24 protein-coding genes are annotated in these 22,363 nt (G+C 62.6%); 11 read left to right on the forward strand and 13 right to left on the reverse strand.

Translation table 11 applies throughout. The features are described from left to right. Positions 1 to 669, reverse strand: a complete 669-nt coding sequence (locus CIK76_RS08685; RefSeq protein WP_096285446.1) for an alpha/beta fold hydrolase — start codon at positions 667 to 669, stop codon at positions 1 to 3. A 216-nt stretch (positions 670 to 885) separates the two neighbouring features. Here CIK76_RS08685 and CIK76_RS08690 point away from each other — a divergent pair, with 216 nt between their 5' ends. Continuing rightward, positions 886 to 1,278: a VOC family protein gene (locus CIK76_RS08690; RefSeq protein WP_096285448.1), complete on the forward strand. Its 393-nt coding sequence runs from the start codon at positions 886 to 888 to the stop codon at positions 1,276 to 1,278. 4 nt (positions 1,279 to 1,282) lie between these two features. On the opposite strand, the gene CIK76_RS08695 is transcribed toward CIK76_RS08690, so the two are convergent. The 5 genes from CIK76_RS08695 to CIK76_RS08715 form a co-directional block, all read right to left on the reverse strand. Continuing rightward, a complete protein-coding gene (locus CIK76_RS08695; RefSeq protein WP_176484143.1) occupies positions 1,283 to 2,065 on the reverse strand; it encodes an IclR family transcriptional regulator C-terminal domain-containing protein in 783 nt (260 codons plus the stop codon). A 99-nt stretch (positions 2,066 to 2,164) separates the two neighbouring features. Then, positions 2,165 to 2,821, reverse strand: coding sequence for a 3-oxoacid CoA-transferase subunit B (locus CIK76_RS08700; RefSeq protein ID WP_096285453.1), 657 nt, complete (start codon positions 2,819 to 2,821; stop codon positions 2,165 to 2,167). Next, positions 2,821 to 3,492 (reverse strand): 3-oxoacid CoA-transferase subunit A, encoded by a 672-nt coding sequence (locus CIK76_RS08705; protein ID WP_096285455.1) that lies wholly within the window; start codon positions 3,490 to 3,492, stop codon positions 2,821 to 2,823. Before CIK76_RS08705 ends, CIK76_RS08700 begins: the two co-directional genes overlap by 1 nt. Positions 3,493 to 3,533: 41 nt before the next feature. After that, positions 3,534 to 4,745, reverse strand: coding sequence for a thiolase family protein (locus tag CIK76_RS08710; protein ID WP_096285457.1), 1,212 nt, complete (start codon positions 4,743 to 4,745; stop codon positions 3,534 to 3,536). Between the two features lie 269 nt (positions 4,746 to 5,014). Next, positions 5,015 to 5,230, reverse strand: a complete 216-nt coding sequence (locus tag CIK76_RS08715) for a hypothetical protein (protein ID WP_096285459.1) — start codon at positions 5,228 to 5,230, stop codon at positions 5,015 to 5,017. A 169-nt stretch (positions 5,231 to 5,399) separates the two neighbouring features. Between CIK76_RS08715 and CIK76_RS08720 the strand changes: the two genes are divergently transcribed. The 7 genes from CIK76_RS08720 to pcaC all read left to right on the forward strand — a co-directional run bounded on the left by CIK76_RS08720 (position 5,400) and on the right by pcaC (position 11,880). After that, on the forward strand, positions 5,400 to 6,146 hold the full coding sequence (locus CIK76_RS08720) for an IclR family transcriptional regulator (RefSeq protein ID WP_096285461.1): 747 nt from the start codon (positions 5,400 to 5,402) through the stop codon (positions 6,144 to 6,146). A gap of 311 nt (positions 6,147 to 6,457) precedes the next feature. Further along, positions 6,458 to 7,654 carry a 4-hydroxybenzoate 3-monooxygenase gene (locus CIK76_RS08725; protein WP_096285463.1) on the forward strand — a complete coding sequence of 399 codons (1,197 nt, stop codon included), beginning with the start codon at positions 6,458 to 6,460 and terminating at the stop codon, positions 7,652 to 7,654. Positions 7,655 to 7,710: 56 nt separating this feature from the next. Next, positions 7,711 to 8,544 (forward strand): protocatechuate 3,4-dioxygenase subunit beta, encoded by an 834-nt coding sequence (gene pcaH / locus CIK76_RS08730; protein ID WP_096285464.1) that lies wholly within the window; start codon positions 7,711 to 7,713, stop codon positions 8,542 to 8,544. After that, positions 8,545 to 9,123, forward strand: coding sequence for a protocatechuate 3,4-dioxygenase subunit alpha (pcaG, locus tag CIK76_RS08735; RefSeq protein ID WP_096285465.1), 579 nt, complete (start codon positions 8,545 to 8,547; stop codon positions 9,121 to 9,123). 143 nt (positions 9,124 to 9,266) lie between these two features. Next, on the forward strand, positions 9,267 to 10,673 hold the full coding sequence (locus CIK76_RS08740; RefSeq protein ID WP_096285467.1) for a lyase family protein: 1,407 nt from the start codon (positions 9,267 to 9,269) through the stop codon (positions 10,671 to 10,673). Continuing rightward, positions 10,655 to 11,452, forward strand: coding sequence for an alpha/beta fold hydrolase (locus CIK76_RS08745; protein WP_176484144.1), 798 nt, complete (start codon positions 10,655 to 10,657; stop codon positions 11,450 to 11,452). Before CIK76_RS08740 ends, CIK76_RS08745 begins: the two co-directional genes overlap by 19 nt. A gap of 17 nt (positions 11,453 to 11,469) precedes the next feature. After that, positions 11,470 to 11,880, forward strand: a complete 411-nt coding sequence (gene pcaC / locus CIK76_RS08750) for a 4-carboxymuconolactone decarboxylase (protein ID WP_096285469.1) — start codon at positions 11,470 to 11,472, stop codon at positions 11,878 to 11,880. Between the two features lie 83 nt (positions 11,881 to 11,963). Here pcaC and CIK76_RS08755 read toward each other — a convergent pair whose 3' ends face one another. Both CIK76_RS08755 and CIK76_RS08760 read right to left on the reverse strand, forming a co-directional pair. Then, positions 11,964 to 12,404: a thioesterase family protein gene (locus CIK76_RS08755; protein ID WP_255248404.1), complete on the reverse strand. Its 441-nt coding sequence runs from the start codon at positions 12,402 to 12,404 to the stop codon at positions 11,964 to 11,966. A 50-nt stretch (positions 12,405 to 12,454) separates the two neighbouring features. Beyond that, entirely contained in the window at positions 12,455 to 13,579 is a 1,125-nt protein-coding gene (locus CIK76_RS08760; protein WP_096285474.1) for a hypothetical protein, read from the reverse strand. A 180-nt stretch (positions 13,580 to 13,759) separates the two neighbouring features. Between CIK76_RS08760 and CIK76_RS08765 the strand changes: the two genes are divergently transcribed. Both CIK76_RS08765 and CIK76_RS08770 read left to right on the forward strand, forming a co-directional pair. Next, a complete protein-coding gene (locus CIK76_RS08765; protein ID WP_096285476.1) occupies positions 13,760 to 15,607 on the forward strand; it encodes a calcineurin-like phosphoesterase family protein in 1,848 nt (615 codons plus the stop codon). A 144-nt stretch (positions 15,608 to 15,751) separates the two neighbouring features. Then, on the forward strand, positions 15,752 to 16,726 hold the full coding sequence (locus tag CIK76_RS08770; protein WP_096285478.1) for a D-2-hydroxyacid dehydrogenase family protein: 975 nt from the start codon (positions 15,752 to 15,754) through the stop codon (positions 16,724 to 16,726). Here the strand turns inward: CIK76_RS08770 and CIK76_RS08775 are convergent. After that, positions 16,692 to 17,408, reverse strand: a complete 717-nt coding sequence (locus CIK76_RS08775) for a phosphatase PAP2 family protein (protein ID WP_176484145.1) — start codon at positions 17,406 to 17,408, stop codon at positions 16,692 to 16,694. The two genes, CIK76_RS08770 and CIK76_RS08775, sit on opposite strands and share 35 nt — an antisense overlap. Positions 17,409 to 17,472: 64 nt before the next feature. Here CIK76_RS08775 and CIK76_RS08780 point away from each other — a divergent pair, with 64 nt between their 5' ends. Then, positions 17,473 to 17,931, forward strand: a complete 459-nt coding sequence (locus CIK76_RS08780; RefSeq protein WP_096285482.1) for a 23S rRNA (pseudouridine(1915)-N(3))-methyltransferase RlmH — start codon at positions 17,473 to 17,475, stop codon at positions 17,929 to 17,931. 194 nt (positions 17,932 to 18,125) lie between these two features. Here CIK76_RS08780 and CIK76_RS08785 read toward each other — a convergent pair whose 3' ends face one another. The 4 genes from CIK76_RS08785 to CIK76_RS08805 all read right to left on the reverse strand — a co-directional run bounded on the left by CIK76_RS08785 (position 18,126) and on the right by CIK76_RS08805 (position 22,172). Further along, complete coding sequence (locus CIK76_RS08785) at positions 18,126 to 19,421, reverse strand: sodium/glutamate symporter (protein ID WP_096285484.1); 1,296 nt, start codon at positions 19,419 to 19,421, stop codon at positions 18,126 to 18,128. A gap of 7 nt (positions 19,422 to 19,428) precedes the next feature. Further along, entirely contained in the window at positions 19,429 to 20,367 is a 939-nt protein-coding gene (gene hutG, locus CIK76_RS08790) for a formimidoylglutamase (protein WP_096285486.1), read from the reverse strand. An 827-nt stretch (positions 20,368 to 21,194) separates the two neighbouring features. Continuing rightward, entirely contained in the window at positions 21,195 to 21,839 is a 645-nt protein-coding gene (locus CIK76_RS08800; protein ID WP_141393516.1) for a hypothetical protein, read from the reverse strand. Positions 21,840 to 21,881: 42 nt separating this feature from the next. Beyond that, the gene (locus CIK76_RS08805; protein ID WP_096285492.1) at positions 21,882 to 22,172 is read right to left on the reverse strand and encodes a hypothetical protein; all 291 of its coding nucleotides are present in this window, start codon (positions 22,170 to 22,172) and stop codon (positions 21,882 to 21,884) included. Positions 22,173 to 22,363: the final 191 nt, after the last annotated feature.

A 22,363-nucleotide genomic window follows, 5' to 3' on the forward strand; every position in this document is an offset into this window, starting at 1 on the left:
TCACAAGGTGCCCGCGGGCTCAGTCTTTGCCGACCGGCAAGGCGGCCAGCTGCTCGGTGACGTGGCTGCGCACGTCGTCCAGTTCATCGAGGTTGATCCCGTGGGCCAGCCCCGGGTAGGTGCCTCGGTCAGCGACGAGTGCTGGGGCAGGAAGCCGGTGGTGCGTGCGATCGCCACTGGGGCGATCACCCGGTCCTCGGTGCCGCGGCCCCAGAACACCGCCGGACGCTGAGCGGCGAGCCGGGCATCGGCCGGCTGCTCGCCGCCGAGCACAAATCCGCCGAGGATCGTGGTGGCTAGTACGCGCTCCGGACGGGTGCGCAGCAGCTGGCTGGCCATCAGCCCGCCCTGCGAGAAGCCGATGGGGATGATCTTCGTGCCGGCATCGAGGTTTTCATCGATCCAGGCCCAGATGGCCGCGGTGGCCGCCTCGACGGGTGCCGCGTCGGGCACTCCCGGGGTGGTGATCTGGAACCAGGCGGCGCCGCCGTTGCCGAGTTCCAGCGGGGCGCGAAGCGATGCCCAGGGCAGTTTGAATCCGAGCGGCTCCGCCAGCGAGCTCAGATCGTTTTCGTTGGAGCCGAAGCCGTGCAAAAACAGGATTACCGCGCCGGATTCGGCGGCGCGGTTCCAATCTGCCGAACGGATGTCGCTCAGTATCTGGGTCATGGCGGGTCAACTCCTTGTGATTTGCTTCCGGGCCGGGCCCGGCGATGGCTGGGTTTCCGTTGCCGCCTTGGAGCGGCGAAGGACTCCGCTACGACAATTTTACAGGATTTAGTTGAAGTTACAACAAATTCTTTGAGAACCTTAATTTTCCCCGCCGGAGGTCTCCCCCCTCCGCGGAGCTAGGTTGCACAACGGCCGCCGGATAGATTGGTTCCCATGGAAATCCTTTCAAGCCGAGTGCTGCTGCGGCCCGTGAACCTGGCCGAAACCCAGAGCTTCTACCGCGACGTGCTGCAGTTGGCGGTGTCCCGCGAGTTCGGGCCGCCCGAGCACCGCGGCGTGGTGTTTTTCCTCGGCAACGGACTGCTGGAGGTCTCCGGACAACGCGCCCCCGAGGCTACCTCGTCCCTGGTGCTGTGGATCCAGGTCCGCGATGTGGGGGCCCAGCTGGAGCTGCTGGCTGGCCAGGGAGTGCCCATCCTCCGCGAAGCGCTCACGGAGCCATGGGGTCTCATCGAAGGATGGATCCAGGATCCCGACGGGACCCGCATCGTGCTGGTACAGGTTCCCGAGCGCCATCCAATCCGGCGCGATGCGCGTGAGCTGTAGCTGTTCAGCGGCTCGCGGCCAGGGCTTCGCGCACCTGCTCGGCGGCCTTCAGCAATTCGGGCAGAACGGCTTCCGCCGCCTGCTCGGCGCTTAATGCCGAATTCGGGTGCACGCTCATCGACACATTCATCGCGGCCGCCACGCTTGTCTCCGAATTGAAAACCGGGACCGCCACCGAGCGCAACCCGATTTCCAGCTCCTGGTCCACCACGGCGAACCCCTGTGCGCGGATCCGCTCCAGCTCCACGCGCAGCTGATCCGCGCTGTCGATGCCCAGCCCTGTGGTCGCATGCACCCCGGCAGCCAGCACGGATTCGCGCACCGCTTCGGGCTGGTAGGCCAGGAGCACCCGGCCCATCGAGGTATTCACTGCGGGGAAGCGGGTGCCCACCGAGATGCCGACCCGCATGATCGAGCGGGTATGTACGCGGGCGATATAGACAATTTCGGTTCCGTCCAGCACCGAGGCCGAGGCCGACTCATGGACCGTCGCCGAGAGCTCTTCCAGTACCGGCTCGATCAGCTGCGGCAACGTGGCGCTGGACAAATAGGAGTAGCCCAGCTGCAAAACCTTGGAGGTCAACTCGAAATGCTTGCCATCAGAACGGACATAACCCAGATCTTGCAGGGTCAGCAGAAAACGGCGTGCGGTGGCGCGTGATAGCGAGGTGCGCACCGCGACCTCGGAGAGCGTCATCGACGGATGCTCAGCGTCGAAGCTGCTGATCACCTGAAGGCCCCGCGCCAGGGACTGGACCGACGTACTACTTGCTGCCTGCTCGCTCACCGTGCTCCTTGCGCGCGCCTCACCGTGCGGCGCGCAGGTTATGAAAATTGGGGGTGCCCCGAAAAAAACTCGGAAGCACCCCCACTAATCTACTGTGTTTTAGGCTTTGGTCAGTTCTACCGGCACCTTGGACTGCAGATCATCGAAGCTGATTCCGTGCGAGGAACGTACGAAGACCTTCCCGTCGCGCAATTCAAAAATTGCCACTTCGGTGTAGATCCGCGAGACGCATCCTAGACCGGTCACCGGGTAGCTCAGTGCTTCGACAAGCTTTGATTCACCCGTCTTGGTGAACAGGCTCATCATCACCCAGGTCTGCTTCGCACCGATAGCCAGATCCATGGCGCCACCGACGGCAGGGATCGCGCCCTCGGCACCGGTGTGCCAGTTGGCCAGATCGCCGGATTCGGAAACTTGGAAGGCTCCAAGTACGCAGACATCCAAGTGTCCGCCGCGCATCATGGAGAAGGAATCTGCGTGATGGAAGAAAGAAGCTCCAGGAAGTTCGGTCACCGGGATCTTGCCCGCATTGATCAGATCATCATCGATATCATCCCCGGTAGCTACCGGACCCATACCCAGCATGCCGTTTTCGGTGTGCAGGGTCACGCCCTGCTCACTGGTCAGGAAGTTGGACACGTTGGTCGGCTGGCCGATGCCGAGGTTCACAAAGGCGCCGGACGGAATATCTGCGGCAACCTTCTGAGCCATTTCGTCGCGGCTGAGTTTTTCTTGCGTGCTGGAGTAGTTGCTCATTATTTGTTCCCTCCAAGTGCCACAACGGTATCCACATAGATGCCCGGCGTGATGACGTTCTCCGGATCCAAGTCGCCAGCTTGGACAACCTCGTCCACCTGCACAATGGCCTGCTTGGCCGCGGTGGCCATGATTGGGCCGAAGTTCCGCGCGGTCTTGCGGTACACCAGGTTGCCTTGCGTATCGGCCTTCAGCGCCTTGATCAGCGCGAAGTCCGCATTGATCGGGGGTTCCAGGACATAGCCCTTGCCCTCGATGACCCGGGTTTCCTTGCCTTCGGCCAGCAGCGTGCCGTAACCGGTCGGAGTGAAGAAACCACCGATGCCGGCGCCTGCGGCGCGGATACGCTCGGCCAGGTTGCCTTGCGGAACCAGTTCGAGCTCGATCTCGCCGGCCCGGTAAGCCTCATCAAAGTGCCACGAATCCGACTGGCGCGGGAAGGAACAGATGATCTTCTTGACCCGGCGCTCCTTGATCAACAACGCGAGGCCCGCGTCAGCCTGCCCGGCGTTGTTGTTCACGACGGTCAAGTCCTTGGCGCCGCACTCCATGAGTGCATCGATCAGTTCCATCGGCTGGCCGGCGTTGCCGAAGCCGCCGATCAGGACAGTGGAGCCGTCCTTGATTTCGGCGACGGCGTCCGCCGCCGAGCTGGCTATACGTGGTGCCATAATTCTGCCTTTCTAGAGATTCGTGGACCGAAGCAGTTGGACTACTTGGTAGCGTTTTCGTTCTCGATGACTACTGCCAGGCCCTGGCCGACACCGATGCAGATCGCTGCCACGCCATAGCGTTCACCAGTTTCCTGCAGGCGACGTGCCACGGTGCCCAGAATGCGCAGACCCGAGGCGCCCAATGGGTGGCCAATGGAGATTGCGCCGCCCCAGGCGTTGACGATGGTTGGGTCGATATCCCAGGCGCGGATGCAGGCAAGCGACTGCGCCGCGAACGCTTCATTCAGCTCCACGGCGGCGATATCCGACCACTTCAGCCCGGCCTTGGCCAGGGCCTTGTTCGCGGCCTCCACCGGCGCGAAGCCGAAGAACTGCGGATCCAGCGCGGAAGCTCCGTTGGAAACGATGCGGGCCAGCGGGGCGGCGCCCAGCAGCTCGCCGCCGCGCGCCGAGCCGATGAAGGCCGCCGAGGCGCCATCGCTCATCGGCGAGGCGTTGCCTGCGGTGACCGTGGCGTTCTCGCCGGTGCGGAAGACGGTGCGCAGCTTGGCCAGGGTCTCGGCGGTGGAATCCGCGCGAATGGTCTCATCACGGGTGAACTCGGTCCCGCGCTTGTTCGCCGGCGGCACCGAAACGACCAGATTATCGTACTTGCCAGCGTCCCAGGCCGCTGCCGCTTGCTGGTGCGAGAGGGCGGAGAATTCATCCTGGTCCTCGCGGGTGATGCTGTGCTTTTCGCGCAGCTGCTCGGTGGCTTCACCCAGCGAGACGGTCCATTGCCCCGGCATGGCCGGATTGACCAGGCGCCAGCCCAAGGTGGTGTTCGCCAGCTCGAGATTGCTCATCGGGAAGGGACGCTCGGTCTTTGGAAGTACCCAAGGCGCACGGCTCATCGACTCGACGCCGCCGAGCAGCACGAGGTCAGCATCGCCGGTGGCGATCTGGCGGGACGCGGCGATCGAGGCATCCAGGGAGGAGCCGCACAGGCGGTTCATCGTGGTGCCGGGCAGCGAGGTGGGCAGACCGGCAAGCAGGGTGGCCATGCGCGCCACGTTGCGGTTTTCTTCGCCGGCGCCGTTGGCGTTGCCGAAGATCGTCTCGTCGATGGAGTTGGTATCAAGCTTTGGGGCACGGGCCACCAATTCGCGCACCACGTGCGCCGCGAGATCGTCCGGGCGGTGGGAGGAAAGGGCTCCGCCGATCTTGCCGAACGGGGTACGGATTGCGTCGTAAAGGTATGCCTGCTGCATGTATCCACTGCTCCATCGCTGCGCTTTGTTCACACTGTGAACTTCTGTTCGTAGTATGAACTTTAGCAGTTGCCGAAGTCCCATTCAAGAGTCATTTCAATAGACATCCGGCCCGGCGCCGGCAGAAAATCGGGCCGAGGGGGCCGCAAATCTCGGTCCCACTAGTGGAGCAGAGCCCCCGTTTGCATAGCTGCTTGCACTAGCGTCGAGCATACCGACCCAGGCCCGCGTAGCCTTTACTGGGCGCTGAACTCCACTCCGATCGAGTGCTAGCCGGCCGACTTATCAATTTCAGCATGAGGCACGGCGATATTGCCGACCGATCCCGCAAACTCGCCATGCTCGTCGTAGGCCATAGCCACCCGGCGCTCCGCGAAATGCTCGCAGGATACGGCCTGGTATTCGCCGCCGCGCTTGGGATCTCTGTCCCCGATACGGTAGCGCCCCAACGGGAACGATGGCTGAATAGTGAACATTTTGTTCATTCGGCATTCATTGCGGCATGCCGCCAACAGCTGGCACGCATTTCACGCCGAGCAAGATCTCGCTGACCCTGCGCAGGCTTCGGAGATTGCCGGCAGCGCCGGGCCATGACCTAGCGGACTGTCGGGTCATCGCGAAGCACCGCGCGGACCGCTGGTTTAGAGTAGATCCATGGCCAATTCGCCCAGCGGGGATTCAATGTTGGACCGTTTGGTGCGGATCCTCGATTCCTTTGACGCGCAAAATCCGACGCTGACCGTCAACGCGCTGGCCCGCCGGGCGGATGTGCCCCGGGCAACCACCTACCGGTTGCTGGAAAATATGGTCACCCATGGCCTGCTGGCCCGCGACCCTGACGGCCAAGTGCGCCTGGGGCTGCGGCTCTGGGAGCTGGCTAACCGCAGCGCTTCCACGCTGACCCTGCGCCAAGCGGCCCTGCCCTTCATGGAGGACATCAACCAGCTGGTGGGACAGAATACCCAGCTGGCGGTACTGCACGAGGATGACGTTCTGGTGATCGAGCGGCTCTCCCGACCCGGCTCCGTGGTCAACCAGGCCAATGTGGCCGGGCGGATGCCGGTGCATCTGACCTCCATGGGCATGGCGTTACTGGCCTACTCCCCCGCAGATGTGCTGGAGAGCTATCTGGAACGCCACTCAGAGGCCATGCTGTCCCGGCACCCGAAGCTGCGCCACGAGCTGGCGGAGATCCGGCGCAATGGGTTCGCAACCTTCGACGGGTTCATCGACCCCGAGTCCACCGGCGCCGCCGCACCGATCCTCGATGCCCGTGGCCACGCACTGGCCGTGCTCTCCGTGGTGGTTCCGAGGGGCTCCGATCTGCTGCCCTCGGCCGTCATGGCGCTGCGGACCGCGGCACGCGGCATTTCCCGCGCCTTGGGGCCGGGGACAGAATAATTCACGGACCACGGATGGTGAATACAAGTGCCACCTACCCGGGATTCTTCGACCCCGCCCTAGGCTATCTCGGCGATGCGCGCCGTTGCCGGCCCAACCGTCTTGCCGAGGCGCAAAGCCGTTCGTGGCAATCTCGAAATGAGCCGGCGTAACCAAAGACCAAGTTTTCTCGTTCAATGAGACGACTGATGCTTGGCCGGAAGATTCCACCGCATCCTTGAGGAAGTTCCACCTCCTCGACCACGCACAGGGATTCCGGCAGCGCCGCCGAAATTCGATGCCGATGGTCCCGCACAGATAGGCAGGTTCCCATGGTTCAGAGTCGTAGGATCATCAAGACCAAGGTCGGCATTATCGGCGGCGGCCCCGCAGGCCTGATGCTTTCGCACCTGCTTTCCAAGTCGGGCATCGACAACCTCGTCGTGGAAATGCGCGACCACGAGACCATCCGCAACACCCACCGCGCCGGCATCCTCGAAGCCCAAGCGGTCAAGATGCTCACCGAGTCCGGCGTGGATGGACGCGTGCTCACCCACGGCGACGAGCACGCCGGCATCGACCTGCGCTTCAACGGCGAATCCCACCCGCTGGACTTCCGCGACCTGGTCGATGCCACCGTCACCCTGTATGCGCAGAACGAGGTCTTTGTTGACCTCGCTGCGGCCCGCCAGCGCGACGCCGGAGACGTGCGGTACTCCTGCGAAGTCACCGAGATCCTGGATGTGGAGACCTCCACCCCGAAGTTCCGCTTCACCGATGCGCAGGGCAGCCTCTTCGAGGTGCATGCGGAGGTGATCGTCGGGGCCGACGGCTCACGCTCCTTCGCCCGGCGCCAGATGCCGGAAACTGTGCGCAAGGACTTCAAGGTCGAATACCCCTTCGCCTGGTTCGGCATCCTCACCGAGGCCCCCAAGAGCGCACCGGAGCTCATCTATGCCAACTCCCCGCATGGCTTCGCGCTGATCTCCCAACGGTCCGAGACCGTCCAGCGCATGTACTTCCAGTGCGATCCCAACGAGGACGTCAACACCTGGAGCGATGACCGGATCTGGTCCGAGCTGCAGCGCCGCGTCGATGGGCCGGACGGGTTCACTCTTAAGACCGGGAACATCTTCGACAAAACCGTGCTGAAGTTCCGCTCCTTCGTGCGCGAACCGCTCTCCCACGGCCGCATGTTCTTGATCGGCGACGCAGGACATACCGTGCCGCCCACCGGGGCCAAGGGCTTGAACCTCGCCTTTGCCGATGTGAAGGTCCTCTTCGAAGCGCTGGATTCCTACTTCTCCACCGGCAGCGACAAGTTGCTGGGCGGCTATTCGGAGCTGGCGCTCAAACGCGTCTGGAAGGCGCAGAACTTCTCCTACTGGATGACCTCCATGCTGCACACCCCGGTTGGCGGCGACCCGTTCATGGCCCGGCGCGCCTTGGGCGAGCTGGAAACCGTCACCTCCTCGCGCTACGGACAGCAATACCTGGCCGAGTCCTATACCGGCTGGCCCCACGCCTAGCCTGCACCCCGCTTTTTCTCCACCACACCATTACGCCCCATCGAAAGGAGCACGCAGTGAGCACAGAAACCACAGCGAACGAGACGTTCAACGATTCGCACGTGCTGGACCCCGCAGCCACGACACTCTCGCAGGAAGCCATCAGCCAGGAAATCACCGACATCCATGCGGCCTACCGCCAGTCGGTGGTCGAGGGCAAGAAGGCCGAGACGCAGCCGCGCATCGACTTCGCCCCCTACCGCTCCTCGCTGCTGCGCCACCCCACGAAGAACCTGCACCACGTGGATCCCGAGACCATCGAGCTGTACTCCCCTGCCTTCGGCGAGCGCGACGTGCACGCCCTGGAATCGGATCTGACCATCCAGCACAACGGCGAGCCTATCGGCGAGCGCATCGTGGTGGCCGGCCGCGTGCTCGACGGCGACGGCCGCCCGGTCGCGGGCCAGCTGGTGGAGATCTGGCAGGCCAACGCCGCCGGACGCTACATCCACAAGCGCGACCAGCACCCTGCCCCGATCGACCCGAACTTCACCGGCGTGGGCCGGGCGATCACCGGACCCAATGGCGAATACTCCTTCACCACCATCAAGCCGGCACCGTACCCGTGGAAGAACCACCACAATGCCTGGCGCCCGGCGCACATCCACTTCTCGCTCTTCGGCACCGACTTCACCCAGCGCATGATCACGCAGATGTACTTCCCGGGCGATCCGCTCTTCAGCCTGGACCCGATCTACCAGGCCATCACGGACAAGGACGCCCGCGACCGCCTGGTCGCCAGCTACGACCACTCGATCACCAGCCACGAATGGGCCACCGGATACAACTGGGACATCGTGCTCACCGGGTCCAACCGGACCTGGATGGAAGACGAAGAGGGAGATCACTAAATGTCTCAAGCACCAGAACTCAAGCTAGCCCCCACCCCGGGACAGACCATCGGCCCGTTCTACGGCTACGCGCTTCAATACGAAAACGACAACGAGCTGGTCAACCAGGCCAACCCGAATTCCGTCCGCTTGCACGGGGTCATCACCGACGGCAAGGGCGAGGTCATCCCGGACGCACTGCTGGAAATCTGGCAGGCCGATGAGCACGGAAACGTGGTCTCCAAGGACGGCTCGCTGGTTCGCGACGGCTACACTTTCACCGGCTGGGGCCGCACCGCGGTGGACAACGTCGGACACTACACCTTCACCACGCTGAACCCGGGCGCCACCGAGGCCGGCAAGGCGCCGTTCATCGTGCTCACGGTTTTCGCCCGCGGCCTGCTGAACCGGTTGTTCACCCGCATCTACCTGCCCGAGGACACCGCGGCGCTGGCCAGCGATCCGCTGCTCGCCGCGCTGGATGACGAACAGCGCCAGACGCTGATCGCAACCCGCGAAGAAGATGGTTCGTTACGTTTTGATATTCGCCTGCAAGGAGATCTGGAAACGGTGTTCCTCTCCTACCCGCGCGAAAACTAAGGCTTAGCCGACACCCCGCTGGTTCGCCCCGGCGCCCGAAGTGTTACGGGCGCCGGGGCACCCCGCGGGGTTTTGCCCGTTGCAGGGCACTAGAGTTCTAGAGCAGGGGCAGGCGCCCTTGCAGAGAAGAAGCGAGGAAACGAATGGACGGCGCAGATTACGGCGTGCTCTCCCCCGCATGGGCCGGGACCGCAGTGGCGGCACTGGCCAGCGATGCCGCTTTCGTCCAGGCCATGCTGGATGTTGAGGCCGGTTGGGTGCAAGTCCAGGCTGAAGCAGGCCTGTGCACCGGCCAAGACGCGCAGGCCGTTCGGGCGGTATCCAAGGTAGAGCGCTACGATCTGGCCTTGCTGGCTTCCAAAACTCCTGATGGAGCCAATGCCTTGATCCCGCTCTTGGGCATGATGCGCGAGTTGCTCCACGCCGATGGTGCGCCAAAATCTGCAAGTGCCTCATTGCACCGCGGGGCCACCAGCCAAGACATCATCGACACCGCCTTGATGCTGGTTCTGTCCAAGACTGCCGGCCAGACGTTGGCAGATTTGCGCCGTGCCGCGCAGGGACTGGCTCACCTGGCGCAGGCCAATCGCGGGACTATCTGCATTGCCCGCTCGCTGACCCAGCACGCGCTGCCAACCACCTTCGGCTGGAAGGCGGCCAGCTGGTTGTCGGCAGTGCTCAGCGCCGAGCAGCAGCTGGAATCCGCATCGAAGCAGCTGTCCCTGCAGTGGGGCGGCGCAGTGGGAACCCTCGCTTCCCTCGAGCAGTTCCTGTCGAGCCGAACCGGGGCACCAGCGACCAGCCAGCAACTGGGCACGGATTTGGCGCGCTTGATGGGCTTGTCTGATCCGGGCACCCCGTGGCACACCAACCGGATGCCCATTGTGCAGATCGGTTCAGCACTGGCCGCAACCATTGCCGCGCTGGGGACCTTCGGCGCAGATGTGCTTACCGCCTCCCGGCCGGAAATCGGCGAGCTGTCCGAACCACGCGAAGCCGGCAAGGGCGGGTCCTCGGCCATGCCGCAAAAGCAGAATCCGGTACGTTCGATACTGCTGCGCAATGCTGCGTTCAGCTCCCCCGGTTTGCTCTCCACGCTGTTCACCGCTGCCGGCACCGCCGTAGATGAACGTCCGGATGGCGGCTGGCACTCCGAATGGAACGCACTGCGCGAACTGGCCCGGTTGGCTTCGGGCGCAGCGTTCCATGGGTCTTCCCTCGCCAACGGGCTCATCGTAAATCTTCCAGCCATCGAGCGGAACCTCGCCCTGGGCGGGGATGCGGTGCTCTCCGAACGCCTCGCTACCGTTCTGGCTCCGTTGGTCTCCGGCGGCAAGCCCGCCATCCAGGCGCTGGTGCGCCGCAGCCTGGAGGATGATATTTCCCTGCGCGAGCTATTGCGCTTGGAAATACCAATGCATGATCTGAGCGACCAAGACCTCTTCGAATTACTAGATCCCGCCGGCTACCTCGGTGCCGCGGATCGTTTCACCGAAACCGTACTCGCCGAATACTCGGCACGGAAGGAACTATGGCAGTCCCACAATTAACCCCCTCCCTGTTGCACACCAACAAGGAACTTCCCACCCTCATCGTTGGCCCGTCGCTGGGCACCGCCGTCCTGCCGCTGTGGGCCCCGGCATTGCCTTACCTCAAGGAAAAGTTCCAGGTCATCGCCTGGGACCTTCCGGGGCATGGCGAAAGCAAGCCATCCACCGAAGCATTCTCCCTGTCTGAGCTGGCCACCGGTGTCACCAAGGTAGTCGAAGCACTGCGTGCCGATGGCATTATCGCCGAAGGCAGCAAGCTGTACTACGCCGGTGTGTCACTCGGCGGCGCCACCGCGCTGCAACTGGCCGTGGACTACCCGGGTTACTTCAACGCACTGTCTTCCATCTGCTCCGCAGCGAAGATCGGCACCCCCGAGGGCTGGACCGAACGTGCCGAACTGGTGGCCAAAGCCGGAACCCCGACCATGGTCGCCGGGTCCGCCGAACGCTGGTTCGCACCCGGATTCATCGAGAAGGAGCCGGTGATCTCCACCGACCTGCTGCACAGCCTGCAGGACGCGGACCGCTTTGCCTACGCACACGCCTGCGGCGCGCTGGCCGGTTTCGACGTGCGCGAACAGCTGATCGCAACCACCGATCCGATCATCGCCGTCAACGGCGCACAGGACCAGGTCTGCCCTCCAGCGGACGCTCAGTTCATCGCCGAAAATGCACCCCACGGAACCATGGCGGTCATCGATTCCGCAGGTCACATGGCCCCGGCCGAAGCACCCGAAGAGACCGCAGCCTTGCTGGCTGAGTTCTTCTTGGCCAATTAATTAAGAGAGCCGCTGATATGCCTGATTCACAACGACTGCCCGGCGATGCCTACGACGCGGGAATGGAGGTTCGCCGCGAAGTACTCGGCAACGAGCACGTGGACCGCTCCACCCAGAATTCGAACGAGTTCACCGACGAATTCCAGGAAATGATCACCCGCTACGCCTGGGGCACCATCTGGACCCGTGACGGCCTGCCGCGCACCACGCGCAGCGCCATCACGCTGACCGCCATGATTGCCGGCGGTTACTGGGAAGAGCTTGAAATGCATGTGCATGCCGCCCTGCGCAACGGAATGACTTCCGAGGAAATCAAGGAAGTCTTCCTGCAGTGCGCCATCTACTGTTCGGTCCCGGCAGCGAATGTCGCGTTCAAGATTGGCAAGAAGGTCTTGGATGAGTACGCCGCGCAGGACCCCGCAAAGTAGCGGTTCGCGCCAACACCGGCCAGTGGCCCCAAGAGAATCAGTAGATTCACTTGGGGCCACTGCTCATTTACGCTGGGTAGGGCTTAGGCGTGCGAGTCAATCACTGAGTTTTCAAGCCAAACCCGTTCGAATTCGCTCAGGGCCCTGGAGGACTTGCCATCCGCGGCCAAAGGCACCATCACCGTTGTCGAGTCGAAGACCGGATGACCCTCCTGATAGCCGATCCCGCGTACGCTGAAGGATTTGGTCCCGATGCGGGTAATCCCCATGCGGATCAGCATTTCCGGCTGGTAGTAGAGCGGGCGCAGGTAGTCGACCTGGATCGAGGCGACGACCGTGCCGAATTCGAAGCGGCCGGTTTTGCCGTCTTCACGAGTCCAGCGAATGCGTGCCTCTTCCATCAGCGTGACGATGCGGGCATTGTTCACATGCCCCAATGCGTCCTGATCCGACCAGCGCAATTGCAGCAGGATCTCGGTAGCAGCGGCCAGGTTTTCGGATTTCGCTTCAGTCATAGCTTCCATTGCACCAGATTTCCGGCCGTTCAGCTGCGCCCGTGACCTGCTCATGAATTCTATTGTCCCGTCGTGCAAACCCAACGGCGCGCCTCGCTGTTTGCATCCAGGCAGCTCCAATTCACGGGTTCCGCATAGAATCTGATTTCATCGGTGAACCAATAGGTCTTATCCGGGTCCCATCCGGCGATCGCGCTGGCGAAATTTTCGTCTACTTCAAGGCATTCTCCGGCAAGGCCCAGATATCCGGCCACGCTCAGATGCACGCCGTCGTAGTGCTGCGCGACCAGCGACCAGTCGGGCATCACCCAGGAGCCGTCGCGGCCGGTGGTTCGATACCAGTCGTGGCGTTTGCCCGCGGTGACCTCGATGCCGTATTTGCGGCACAGCCGAACCCAATCGGCACCATGAGAGAGCTCCAGGATCCGCGCCGAGGGCGGCACGCTCGCCGCTCGGGTCACCGCTTGTTCCCAGCCGAAACCGTCTTCGACGCAGCTCAAGCCCACAGGCTGTCTGTCGGCGAAAATTCCGCTGGTGGCCACGAGGTTCATGCTGGGCATGGACCACCAATCGCCGCTGAGGTTTGCGCTGGCCGGTGTCGGCTCTTCGGCGGCAGAACGCTCCTCGGTCAAGATCAGCAGTTCCTTCCAGCGCTTGAGTTCGTTGGCCACGCTGCAGTCTGCGAGTGTCACCGAAGCGCTGGGATCTAGTTGATCAAATTCCACGTGAAACTGTGAGCGCAGATCAACGGGCGCACACCACCATTGCGCATTGCCGGAGTCCGCAATGTGTCCAGCGATTCGTTGCAGCGGCTCCGCGAGCACCGGCGCGGCCAACAGCGTGTCTTCGCCATCCGGTTCCTGCCAGTATCTGGCAGCATCGACTGAGCGTTCCAGCGCCGCCTTCAGGAGCATGTCGGTCACCGCAACTAGCTCGGTGGCATTCAAGAGTTCGGCAAGCTCTTCCAAACCGACTTTGATCCCGCGTCCCACCTCGGCTCCCGGCCCGAACATGACCACGGAATCACCGCGGCATGCTTCTACCTGATAAGCGGCATGGAACATTCCCGAACGCAGCGGATGCTCATCAAAGGCAGGCAGCGTCTGCTCTTCGCCGGCCAGCGCAAATTCCCACAGCAGGCGTCGCCCGCGCCGTCCGGCCAGCAGGGCATGCGCTAAATCCACTTCTGACTCCTAGTATTCGACGCATGAACACGTTAAATAAGCCCAAGACACCGAGTTAGTTTTAACGAGATCGATTATTCGAGATTACCTCAGCAGGGCTTGCTATTTACCTCCGGCTGGCAACGTTGGCTCTGGCCGGCCAAAGGTCCGGCAGATGGTCACCACCCCGGAGGAACGTTCGTGAAATCATTCGCTCGACCCGGCAAAACCAATCGCATCACCCCCGTACGACTCACCGCAGGCGCTCTGGTCGTCGTTGCAACCTCGGTTGCCCTTACCGCAGCGAATTCCTCCCCTATTCCTGAACCGGCTAATACATCCGGCGCCACCTGGGAATCCAGCGCCTACCGCGGCACCGTCGAAACGATTCCCACCCCCACCCAAGACCAGGCTGTAACCCCGAACACCATCAATGGTGTGGTGTTCGAGGACAGCAACCAAAACTCCAAGCATGACTCCAACGAGCCGGGCAGGCCAGGGGTCGCCGTCTCCAACGGACGCGAGGTGACCACCACGGACGGCCAGGGACGCTACGAATTGCCGTCCTTCGAGAATATGACCATGTTCGTCACCCAACCGCGCGGCTACCAGGTGCCGGTTGATGAAAACAACGTCGCCCAGTTCTCCTACACCCACCTTTCGGAAGGTTCACCGGAGTTGAAATACGGCGGAATCGAGCCCACCGGCCCGCTGCCGCAAGCCGTCAACTTCCCGCTGACCCGCAGCTCCGCCACCCAGTCCCCGGAGCAGAGCTGCCTCATCGGCGCGGACGTGCAGACCTACGACCAGGAAGAAGTTGAATTCGCCCGCAACGGCGTCTTCACCGATCTGGCCGAGCGCACCGATTACACCGGATGCGGGGCGCTGTTCATTGGCGACTTGGTCGAAGATGACCTGTCCTTGTTCGCACAGACCCGAGAGCTGACCTCCATGCTCAACGGGCCGGCACGCTTCCTTCCGGGCAACCACGACATGGACTTTGACGCCCTGGACGGCGAGCACGAATTCGACAGCTACCGCGCCCAATTCGGTCCGGAGTACTACTCCTATGACGCTGGCAAGGCGCACGTGGTCGCGCTGAGCACCATCGCGTACCCCACGAAAGTTCCCGCCAAGAAGAGCGACTACACCTATGATCTGGGCGAGCGGCAGCTCCAATGGCTGCGCGCGGATATCGCCAAGGTTCCCAAGAACAAGGCCATCGTGCTGGCCGGGCACAGCCCGCTGCTGGAATTCTTCTACAGCGATTCGCACACCACCAAGCAGGTCAAGGAAATCTACGAGATCCTTGAGGGCCGCGAAGTCGTGTCGCTGGGCGGGCACACCCACATGTCCGAGAACCTGCGTGCCGGGGATCTGCTGGACGGATGGCGTGACGAGGTTGGGGCGGAGGGACTGCCCTTCACCCACCTGACGGTCCCGGCGGTCTCCGGGCAGTGGTACGCGGGCCGAGTCACCGACAGCGGATACCCCACGTCCATTCAGCGTGATGGCACCCCTCCGGGTGTACTGACCCTCGATATCAAGAATGACGTCATCACCGAACGCTTCACCGTCACCGGCGGCGACGAGACCAAGCAGATGGCCTTGGGCCTGAACACCCCGGCCTACCGCGAATGGTACGCACAAAACCTCGACCAGCCGCGCGGCACGGTCCCCCCGCTTGAAAATCCCCTGTCCGTGAGCCGCGCCGAGCTCTCCGCAGAGACCTGGCTGACCACGAACTTCTGGATGGGCAGCACCGGTTCGAGCGTGGAGGTCACCCTGGATGGCGAAGAAGCTTCGCCGGCCACCCGCACCCAGCAGATGGCGGGGGAACGTCCACTGATGGGCGCCGAATACTCCGATCCGGTGGCCATCGCCGAACAGTTCGTCCACGGTGGCGGGCTGGCCGAGAAGACCAACCACCTGTGGCGTCTGGAACTGCCCACGGGATTGCCGGTGGGAGAACACACCGCCACGGTCAGCGCCACCGATGTCCACGGCCGCTCCTTCACCGAGGAGCTCTCCTTCGAGGTCACCGAGTAATCTGCAGCAGCTGCTGGTGGCGTCCGCATAATCCAATGCGGACGCCACCTTCTTTGTGTCTTCGCCTGTCCCACCGGCCCCGCGCGGCCGACTCATTGGCTCAAAGCTGCGGTGCCAAAGCCCGCCCACGCATATGATGAAGGCATGCGCATTGCTATCTTGGACGACTATCAGAACGCGGCTCGCGACTTCGCGGAATTCGACGAGCTCGCGGCCGAGCTGAACGCCGAATTGACCGTATTCAACGAGCACCTAGGCCACGAGGACAGCGCCGTCTGCACGGCGTTGGAACCCTTTGATGCCATCGTGGCGATGCGCGAGCGCACACCCTTCACCGATGCCCGCTTCCAGCGGCTGCCCAACCTGAAGCTGCTGGTTTCCACCGGCCGGCGCAATGGATCGATCGACCTGGATGCTGCCGCGGCGCACGATGTTCTCGTTACCCATACCGGGTACGTGCCGACCGACGCGGTGGAGCACACCTGGGCGCTGATTCTCGCCGCCGCCCGCCGGCTCGACGTGGAGCTGTTCTCCACCGACTCGCCGCGCACCGAATCCGCGCCCTGGCAGTCGTCCTTCGGCATCGGGCTGGCCGGCAAAACCCTGGGCGTGTACGGCTTGGGGAATCTCGGCTCGCGGGTGGCCAAGGTCGGCTTGGCCTTCGGCATGCGGGTGATCGCCTACAGCCAGAATCTGACCAAGGCCCGGGCCACCGAGGTGGGCGTCGAGCTGGTCTCCGAAGCCGAGCTCTTCGCCACCAGCGACGTGCTCACCATCCACTTGAAGCTCTCCGCGCGCAGCACCGGGGTGGTCTCCGCCAAGCAGCTGTCCTGGATGAAGCCCGAAGCGATCTTGGTGAATACCTCGCGCAGCCGCATTGTAGAAACCCCGGCGCTGATCGCCGCCTTGGAGAACCAGCTGCTGCGGCTGGCGGCCGTGGACGTATTCGATGTGGAACCGTTGCCGGTGCTTGACCAGCTCACCCGCACGCGCGGGCTGATCGCCACCCCGCATATCGGCTACGTGACCGCCGAACAGTTCGAAATGTTCTACCGGGACTCGGTGGAGAACATCCGCGCCTGGGCTAAGGGTTCGCCGATCCGCGTGATGGGCGGCTAACCCCCGGCCGGCGGGGCACGAAGTAGAAATGCAGGATCGCTACCACCGCAGCCCAGGCCGCCCCGATGAGCAGCCCCACCACCACGTCCGAAACCCAATGATGCCCAAGGTAGATGCGCGAGGCACCCATGGCGAGAATAAACAGTCCGGCCAGGATAGCGATCAGGTAGGCGTAGCGGCGCAGTCCGTAGACGATGGCCAGATAGCTGGCGATGCCGATCAACGCCATCGCGTTCAGCGTATGCCCGCTGGGAAACGAAAATGATTCGGGCGGCGCGGGTCCGCCTGGGATCCCTTGCGGGCGCGGCACCCGAAGATTCGCCTTCAGCAGCACCGTCAGCAGCACCGAGACCAGCGCCGTGAAGGCGACCGCCGCCAACGGCCAAACGCTGCGCGTGAACCAGCACAGCAGCCCGGTCAGCACCAGCATGATCAGCGTCATTCCCGGGGTGGAACCCCAGAAGTACAGCAGCTCGGCGAGGGACTGCCACGCGGGGACCTGATGCTCCAAGGCCCAGCGGTATGCCGGCTCATCCAAGTCTTTGGCCCAGCCTCCCACATGCAGCGAGACCAGCACCCGGCGAGTGAAGTAGAACATGGCAACCACGAGGCCAAAGATGATCCACAGGATCTGCGTGCCGCGGGGCCGTTGGCCTTGACGGAAATACCAGGAAGATCTCATGACTTCCATCGTAGTGGCCAGCCGGGCGCACCGGCGATGCCGGCTCATGCGGAAGAATAGTCACATGACGATCAAGGTTTTAGCCATTGGCAAGAAGCACGAGTCCTGGGTGGACGAGGGAATCTCCCGCTACGCAAAACGCCTGAAGAAGCCCTTCGATTTGTCCTGGCAGCTGCTGAACCATTCATCACGCGAGAACGACGCGGCACGCACCGAGGAATCGGCACGGATCCTGGCGAAGATCTCCGCCGATGACTTCGTGGTGCTCCTGGACGAACGCGGCAAGAACGTGGACTCCCCCACGCTGGCGGACACGCTTCGCGCTCCGATCGATTCCGCACGCAATGTCGTCATCGTCATCGGCGGCGCCTACGGAGTGGACACCTCGGTCCACCAGCGCGCGAACTTCGCCTGGTCGCTGTCCAAGCTGGTCTTCCCCCACCAGCTGGTGCGGCTGATCCTCACCGAACAGCTCTACCGCGCCCAAGACATCCTCGCCGGAGGCAAGTACCACCACGTGTAGACCGGTGGCAGCGCTCGGGACCTAGAGTTGGGACACCCCCAGCTGGCGCAGCCCCAACGGTTGCCGCAAGATTCCGGGTGGCCAGCAGTCCATTCGGCAAGGCCGGGCGAAACCGGCAACAGAGGTCGATTTTTCGAGGCGCAAAGACCGCAACCCGCCGGTCGGTGACCGGCGGGTTGGCTCCCCGGGCTCGGCTAGCCGACCAGGTTCATGCACCACACGATCCAGGGCAGCGCCACCATATCGATCAGCACGGCGCCGGCCAGCGGCACGATCAGGAACGCCCGCTCGGAGCGGACGCCGAACTTGGAGTTGAAGGCATCCATATTGGCCAGCGCGTTGGGTGCGGCGCCCATGCCGTGGCCGATGAAGCCGGCGACCATGGTGGCCGCGTCGTAGTCCTTGCCGAGCATCCGGAAGACCACCAAGACGGCGAACACCAGAATGAACAGCACCTGCACCACCAGGATGAGCAGCAGGGGGCCGGCCAGCGAGGCGAGCTCCCACATCTTCAGGCTCATCATCGCCAGGGTCAGGAAGAAACCGAGGGTGAACTTCGCGACCAGCTCGACCGCTTCGTCGCTGATCTTGAACCAGCCCAGCTTGTCATTGACGTTGCGGAAGATCACCGCAACAATCATCGCGCCCACATAGGCGGGAAGGGTCAGGCCGGTGATCTCCGAAAGCCAGCCGCCGAGCACCGTGCCGGCAACCATGAGTGCGGCAATGACCACCAGGACGGTCAGCAGCCGGTTGTATTGGAATCCTTCGCCCTGGGCGTTGGCGTCCTCGGTCCGCCGGTCGGTGGCCACCGCAGCCGCGCCATCCTTGCCTCCGGCGGCATTGGCACCGGTCACCATGTTCTTGGCCACGGCCCCGGCTACCGCCATCTTGCCCAGCAGTCCGGCCTTTTCGGGGATCTGCACGTTATGCCGAGCCACCAGGAAGCTGGCGGTCATGCCGCCGAGCATGCTGCCGGCCACCAGGCCGAAGGTTGCCGAGGCAATCGCCACCGTGGTCGCACCCTCGAAACCCATGGCCTCGGCGGTCGGGCCGAAGGCCGCGGCGTTGCCGTGCCCGCCCTCGAGGCCTACCGCCCCGGCCATGATGCCGAGCATCGGCTCGATACCGACGGCTTTGGCCATCCCCATCCCGATCACGTTCTGCATGATCGCCAGCGACCAGCAGGCCACCAGGTAGATGAGCAGCAGCTTGCCGCCCCTTTTGATGGTGGCCAGCGAACCGGCCAGGCCGATGGTCGTGAAGAACGCGACCATGGCGGGAGTCTGCAGCGTGGTATCGAGCTGGATCTGCGCGAGGTCGGTCTGACGCAGCGCTAGCACCAGCAGCGCGAACAAGAAGCCGCCGACCACGGGGGCCGGGATGCAGAAGCGCTGCAGGAAGCCAATCCTGCGCCGCGCCCATTCGCCGCCGGCCAGCAAGATCATTGCCAGAGCCGAGGTCTGCACCAGGTCAAGTTGTATATCCATATAGCTTTTAGCCTTTGCTCATGATGAGGTCGTGGACCAGGCGGGCACCGGTGCGGGCGGTGCGCTGGTCGATGTCGAAGTCGGGATTCAATTCGGCGATGTCCGCGTGAAGCAGCTTGCCGCTGGCCGCCGCCGCCAGCACGATGGCACGCACTACCTCCAGGCCTATGCCGTAGCCGGCCGGCGCGCTCACCCCCGGCGCCACGGACGCGGGCAAGGCGTCCAGATCGATGGTCAGGTACAGGTGGTCCACCGTGCCGGCGAAGCCGGTTACAAATTCCCGCACCGCGTCCAGATTGCCCAGATGGCATTCAGTGTCGAGCAGCACCTGCACACCGAGGTCCTGCGCGCGGTCGAAGAGCAGCTTGGTGTTGGACGCCTCGGAAATGCCCACCGCGGCGTAGCGGAATTGACGGCCTGCGGCCGCCTCGGCCGCGGCGATCTGCGCAAACCCGGTGCCCGAGGTAGCCGCCTGCGCGACGCGCAAATCGAAGTGCGCGTCGATATTCAGGCAGCCCAGGCTCCACGGACCGGCGGCACCCAGAGCCTTGGCGATGCCGGCATAGGACGCGAAGGTGATCTCGTGTCCGCCGCCCAGCCCCACGGTGAATTGGCCGTCGCGCAACAGGCCGGCCAGCGCTTCCGCGAATTCTTCCTGGCCCGCTTCAAGCTCTTGGCCTTCGACCACCACGTCGCCGGCGTCGAAGAGCGTGGCCGGTTCCTGGACAGAGATGGAAGACAACGCCGCGCGCAGCGCCGCGGGGCCGGTCTTGGCCCCGGTGCGGCCCTGGTTGCGGCGCACGCCCTCGTCGCTGGCGAAGCCCAGCAGCGCGGCACCGGCTCCCGCGCCTGCCTGCCACGGCTTGATGCTGTTGTGCCAGCGTGCGTTCTGCACCCCGGGACCGTCATCGCGTCCGGACCAGGGTCCGGCTCCATTCCAGGTCATCTTGTTCCTTCGCTCAGCTTGGCCGCGGGGTCGCGGATACGTTCGGTCAGTTCGGCTTTGCGGAGCTGCCTCTTTCACTCGGCTCGGCCCTTGCACTTGATCAGCAGCAAATTCTCGGCCAGAGAAAATTCTAGGGAACTAATTCGAACCGCCAATTTGCCTGCCTGTTGCCGGTGCCGAAGGCAGAACGACAGTTAAAGTGCCGAAACATGGGGGCAGCAGGGTGATGGGCACTACAAGGTGGAGCGATTCAGCTCTCATTCCAAGCACTCGAATGTGCCAAGAATCACCGATTTTTGGCCGGAATCGGCGGCCCGCAACACGGAAACCCGACAAAAGCTCAGCCGACCGCATTCTTTAACGTTCAAATATTCGATTGGATTCGACCGCTCGAAGCGGCTCGACGTGAGCCTCAAATTCGATGGCTAGGGCCAAACGAGTTGGCGCAGCAAGCCGCGTTTGCGACTGGGTGTCAGGTCAACCGCCGGCCGGGCAGCAGAGGATGGCAGAGCGAATAGCGCCCCTGGCAGCAGCGCAATTCAGTTCGGCTTTGGAGGCCGCAAGGCCTCGCTTAGTCGGTTCGCACCCCTAAGATCGAAGATCTGAGTGAGATTCTTTCCCGGTTCGGGCGAGACCCTCGCAGCCTTCCTCTGGGCGCTGGAGCGGCTCCAGCGGCACGACAGCTCTTTTCGCGAGCTGTCCAGGGCGGTTGGCCTGAGGACTAACGCTGCACTTAAGGCAGTCAAGGCAAAAGCCTGGAGCACCATGAGCATAGGTGTTCCAGGCTTTTGTTCAGTGGTAGGGAAGAAATTTTTACCCTAAGTGGTTTATAGGTATTCCCAAATAATGCCGCCGGCACAGCTGATCGCTCCCAACACACCAAGGCGACGAATGACGAACTTTGCAGCGTTTTTAGGAGTAGCTAGTTCTTGAAGGAACAGCTCAAAAGTTGCAGCACCATGCGAGCCAACACCCAGACAAGCGGTGATTATTCGCTTGACTTCAGGATGAAGCCAACCGGCTGGTTGGGCAATTGTGGAAGAAACAAGGTTTTGAGTATTGGAATAGGCAGGAGCGACTTCCTCAATGATCGTGCCTTTAGCGCTCAGGGTTACGATCCGTCCAGAATCGAAATAACGCATAGCTTTGACATTTACTCCGAAAGCCGGTTCGCCCGCGGCGATCCGCGACTTGTTGATAACCACGAGTGTTGCCGTATCAAATTCTTCCGTGATTCCGGGACCTAGATTATCGCCGAGCTTGCTAGCTTTCGGGGCCTCAATATTTGTCGTAGGGCAATCTTCGAACCGGTTTGAAGTCAGATCGAGCGCCACCGACTTGGGCTGCCCGACAGCGACTGAAGGTACGTTAGGGCTTTCAGCCGCAAGAGCACTGCTTGGTGCTGCTACTAGAAGAGTTCCTACGAGAACCCCCGAGCAAAGCATCACAACGCGCTTTTTAAACATCGACACACATTCTCCAAAATATAAACAAAAGGACGTTGCCTTATCTATTTACTGCTCGTCTTCGTTTCGCGCGGGCCCTTCTTTAGCACGCAGCAGTGAGCGTTCAGATACCACGGTAGAAAACAAGAGCAGTCCCGTTGCAAACATGCCGGGGATATATTTGGTGAAGTCTTTTGGTTGCACTTCTGCGAGCAACCATGACGTTACAAAAAAGACAGCTATCGCCAGAACTAGGGAAACTGAAAAGTAGATTACCCGTTTTTTCTTGTTTGCACCCTGCCAGATGGGCAATGTTCCATCATCTGCGTCATCCTTGGTTAGTCCAAAAAATTTCAGCATTTTTCTCCTGCGTTGCCTGTAGCCTAAACCGAGGGGTACCGTGCCCTCCAAGGGAAAGCTCACCGAACAGAAGACCTGCTTACTCCTGACGATTTGCTATATTGAGCATAGTCAATGCCGAAATACTTGTAGATCATACTTAAGTACGGGGTGTCGAAATTTTCAGAACGAACCGGACACCACAGAGATAA

The sequence above is a fragment of the Glutamicibacter sp. BW80 genome, from assembly GCF_002332385.1.
In the GTDB taxonomy this organism is placed as follows: Bacteria; Actinomycetota; Actinomycetes; order Actinomycetales; family Micrococcaceae; genus Glutamicibacter.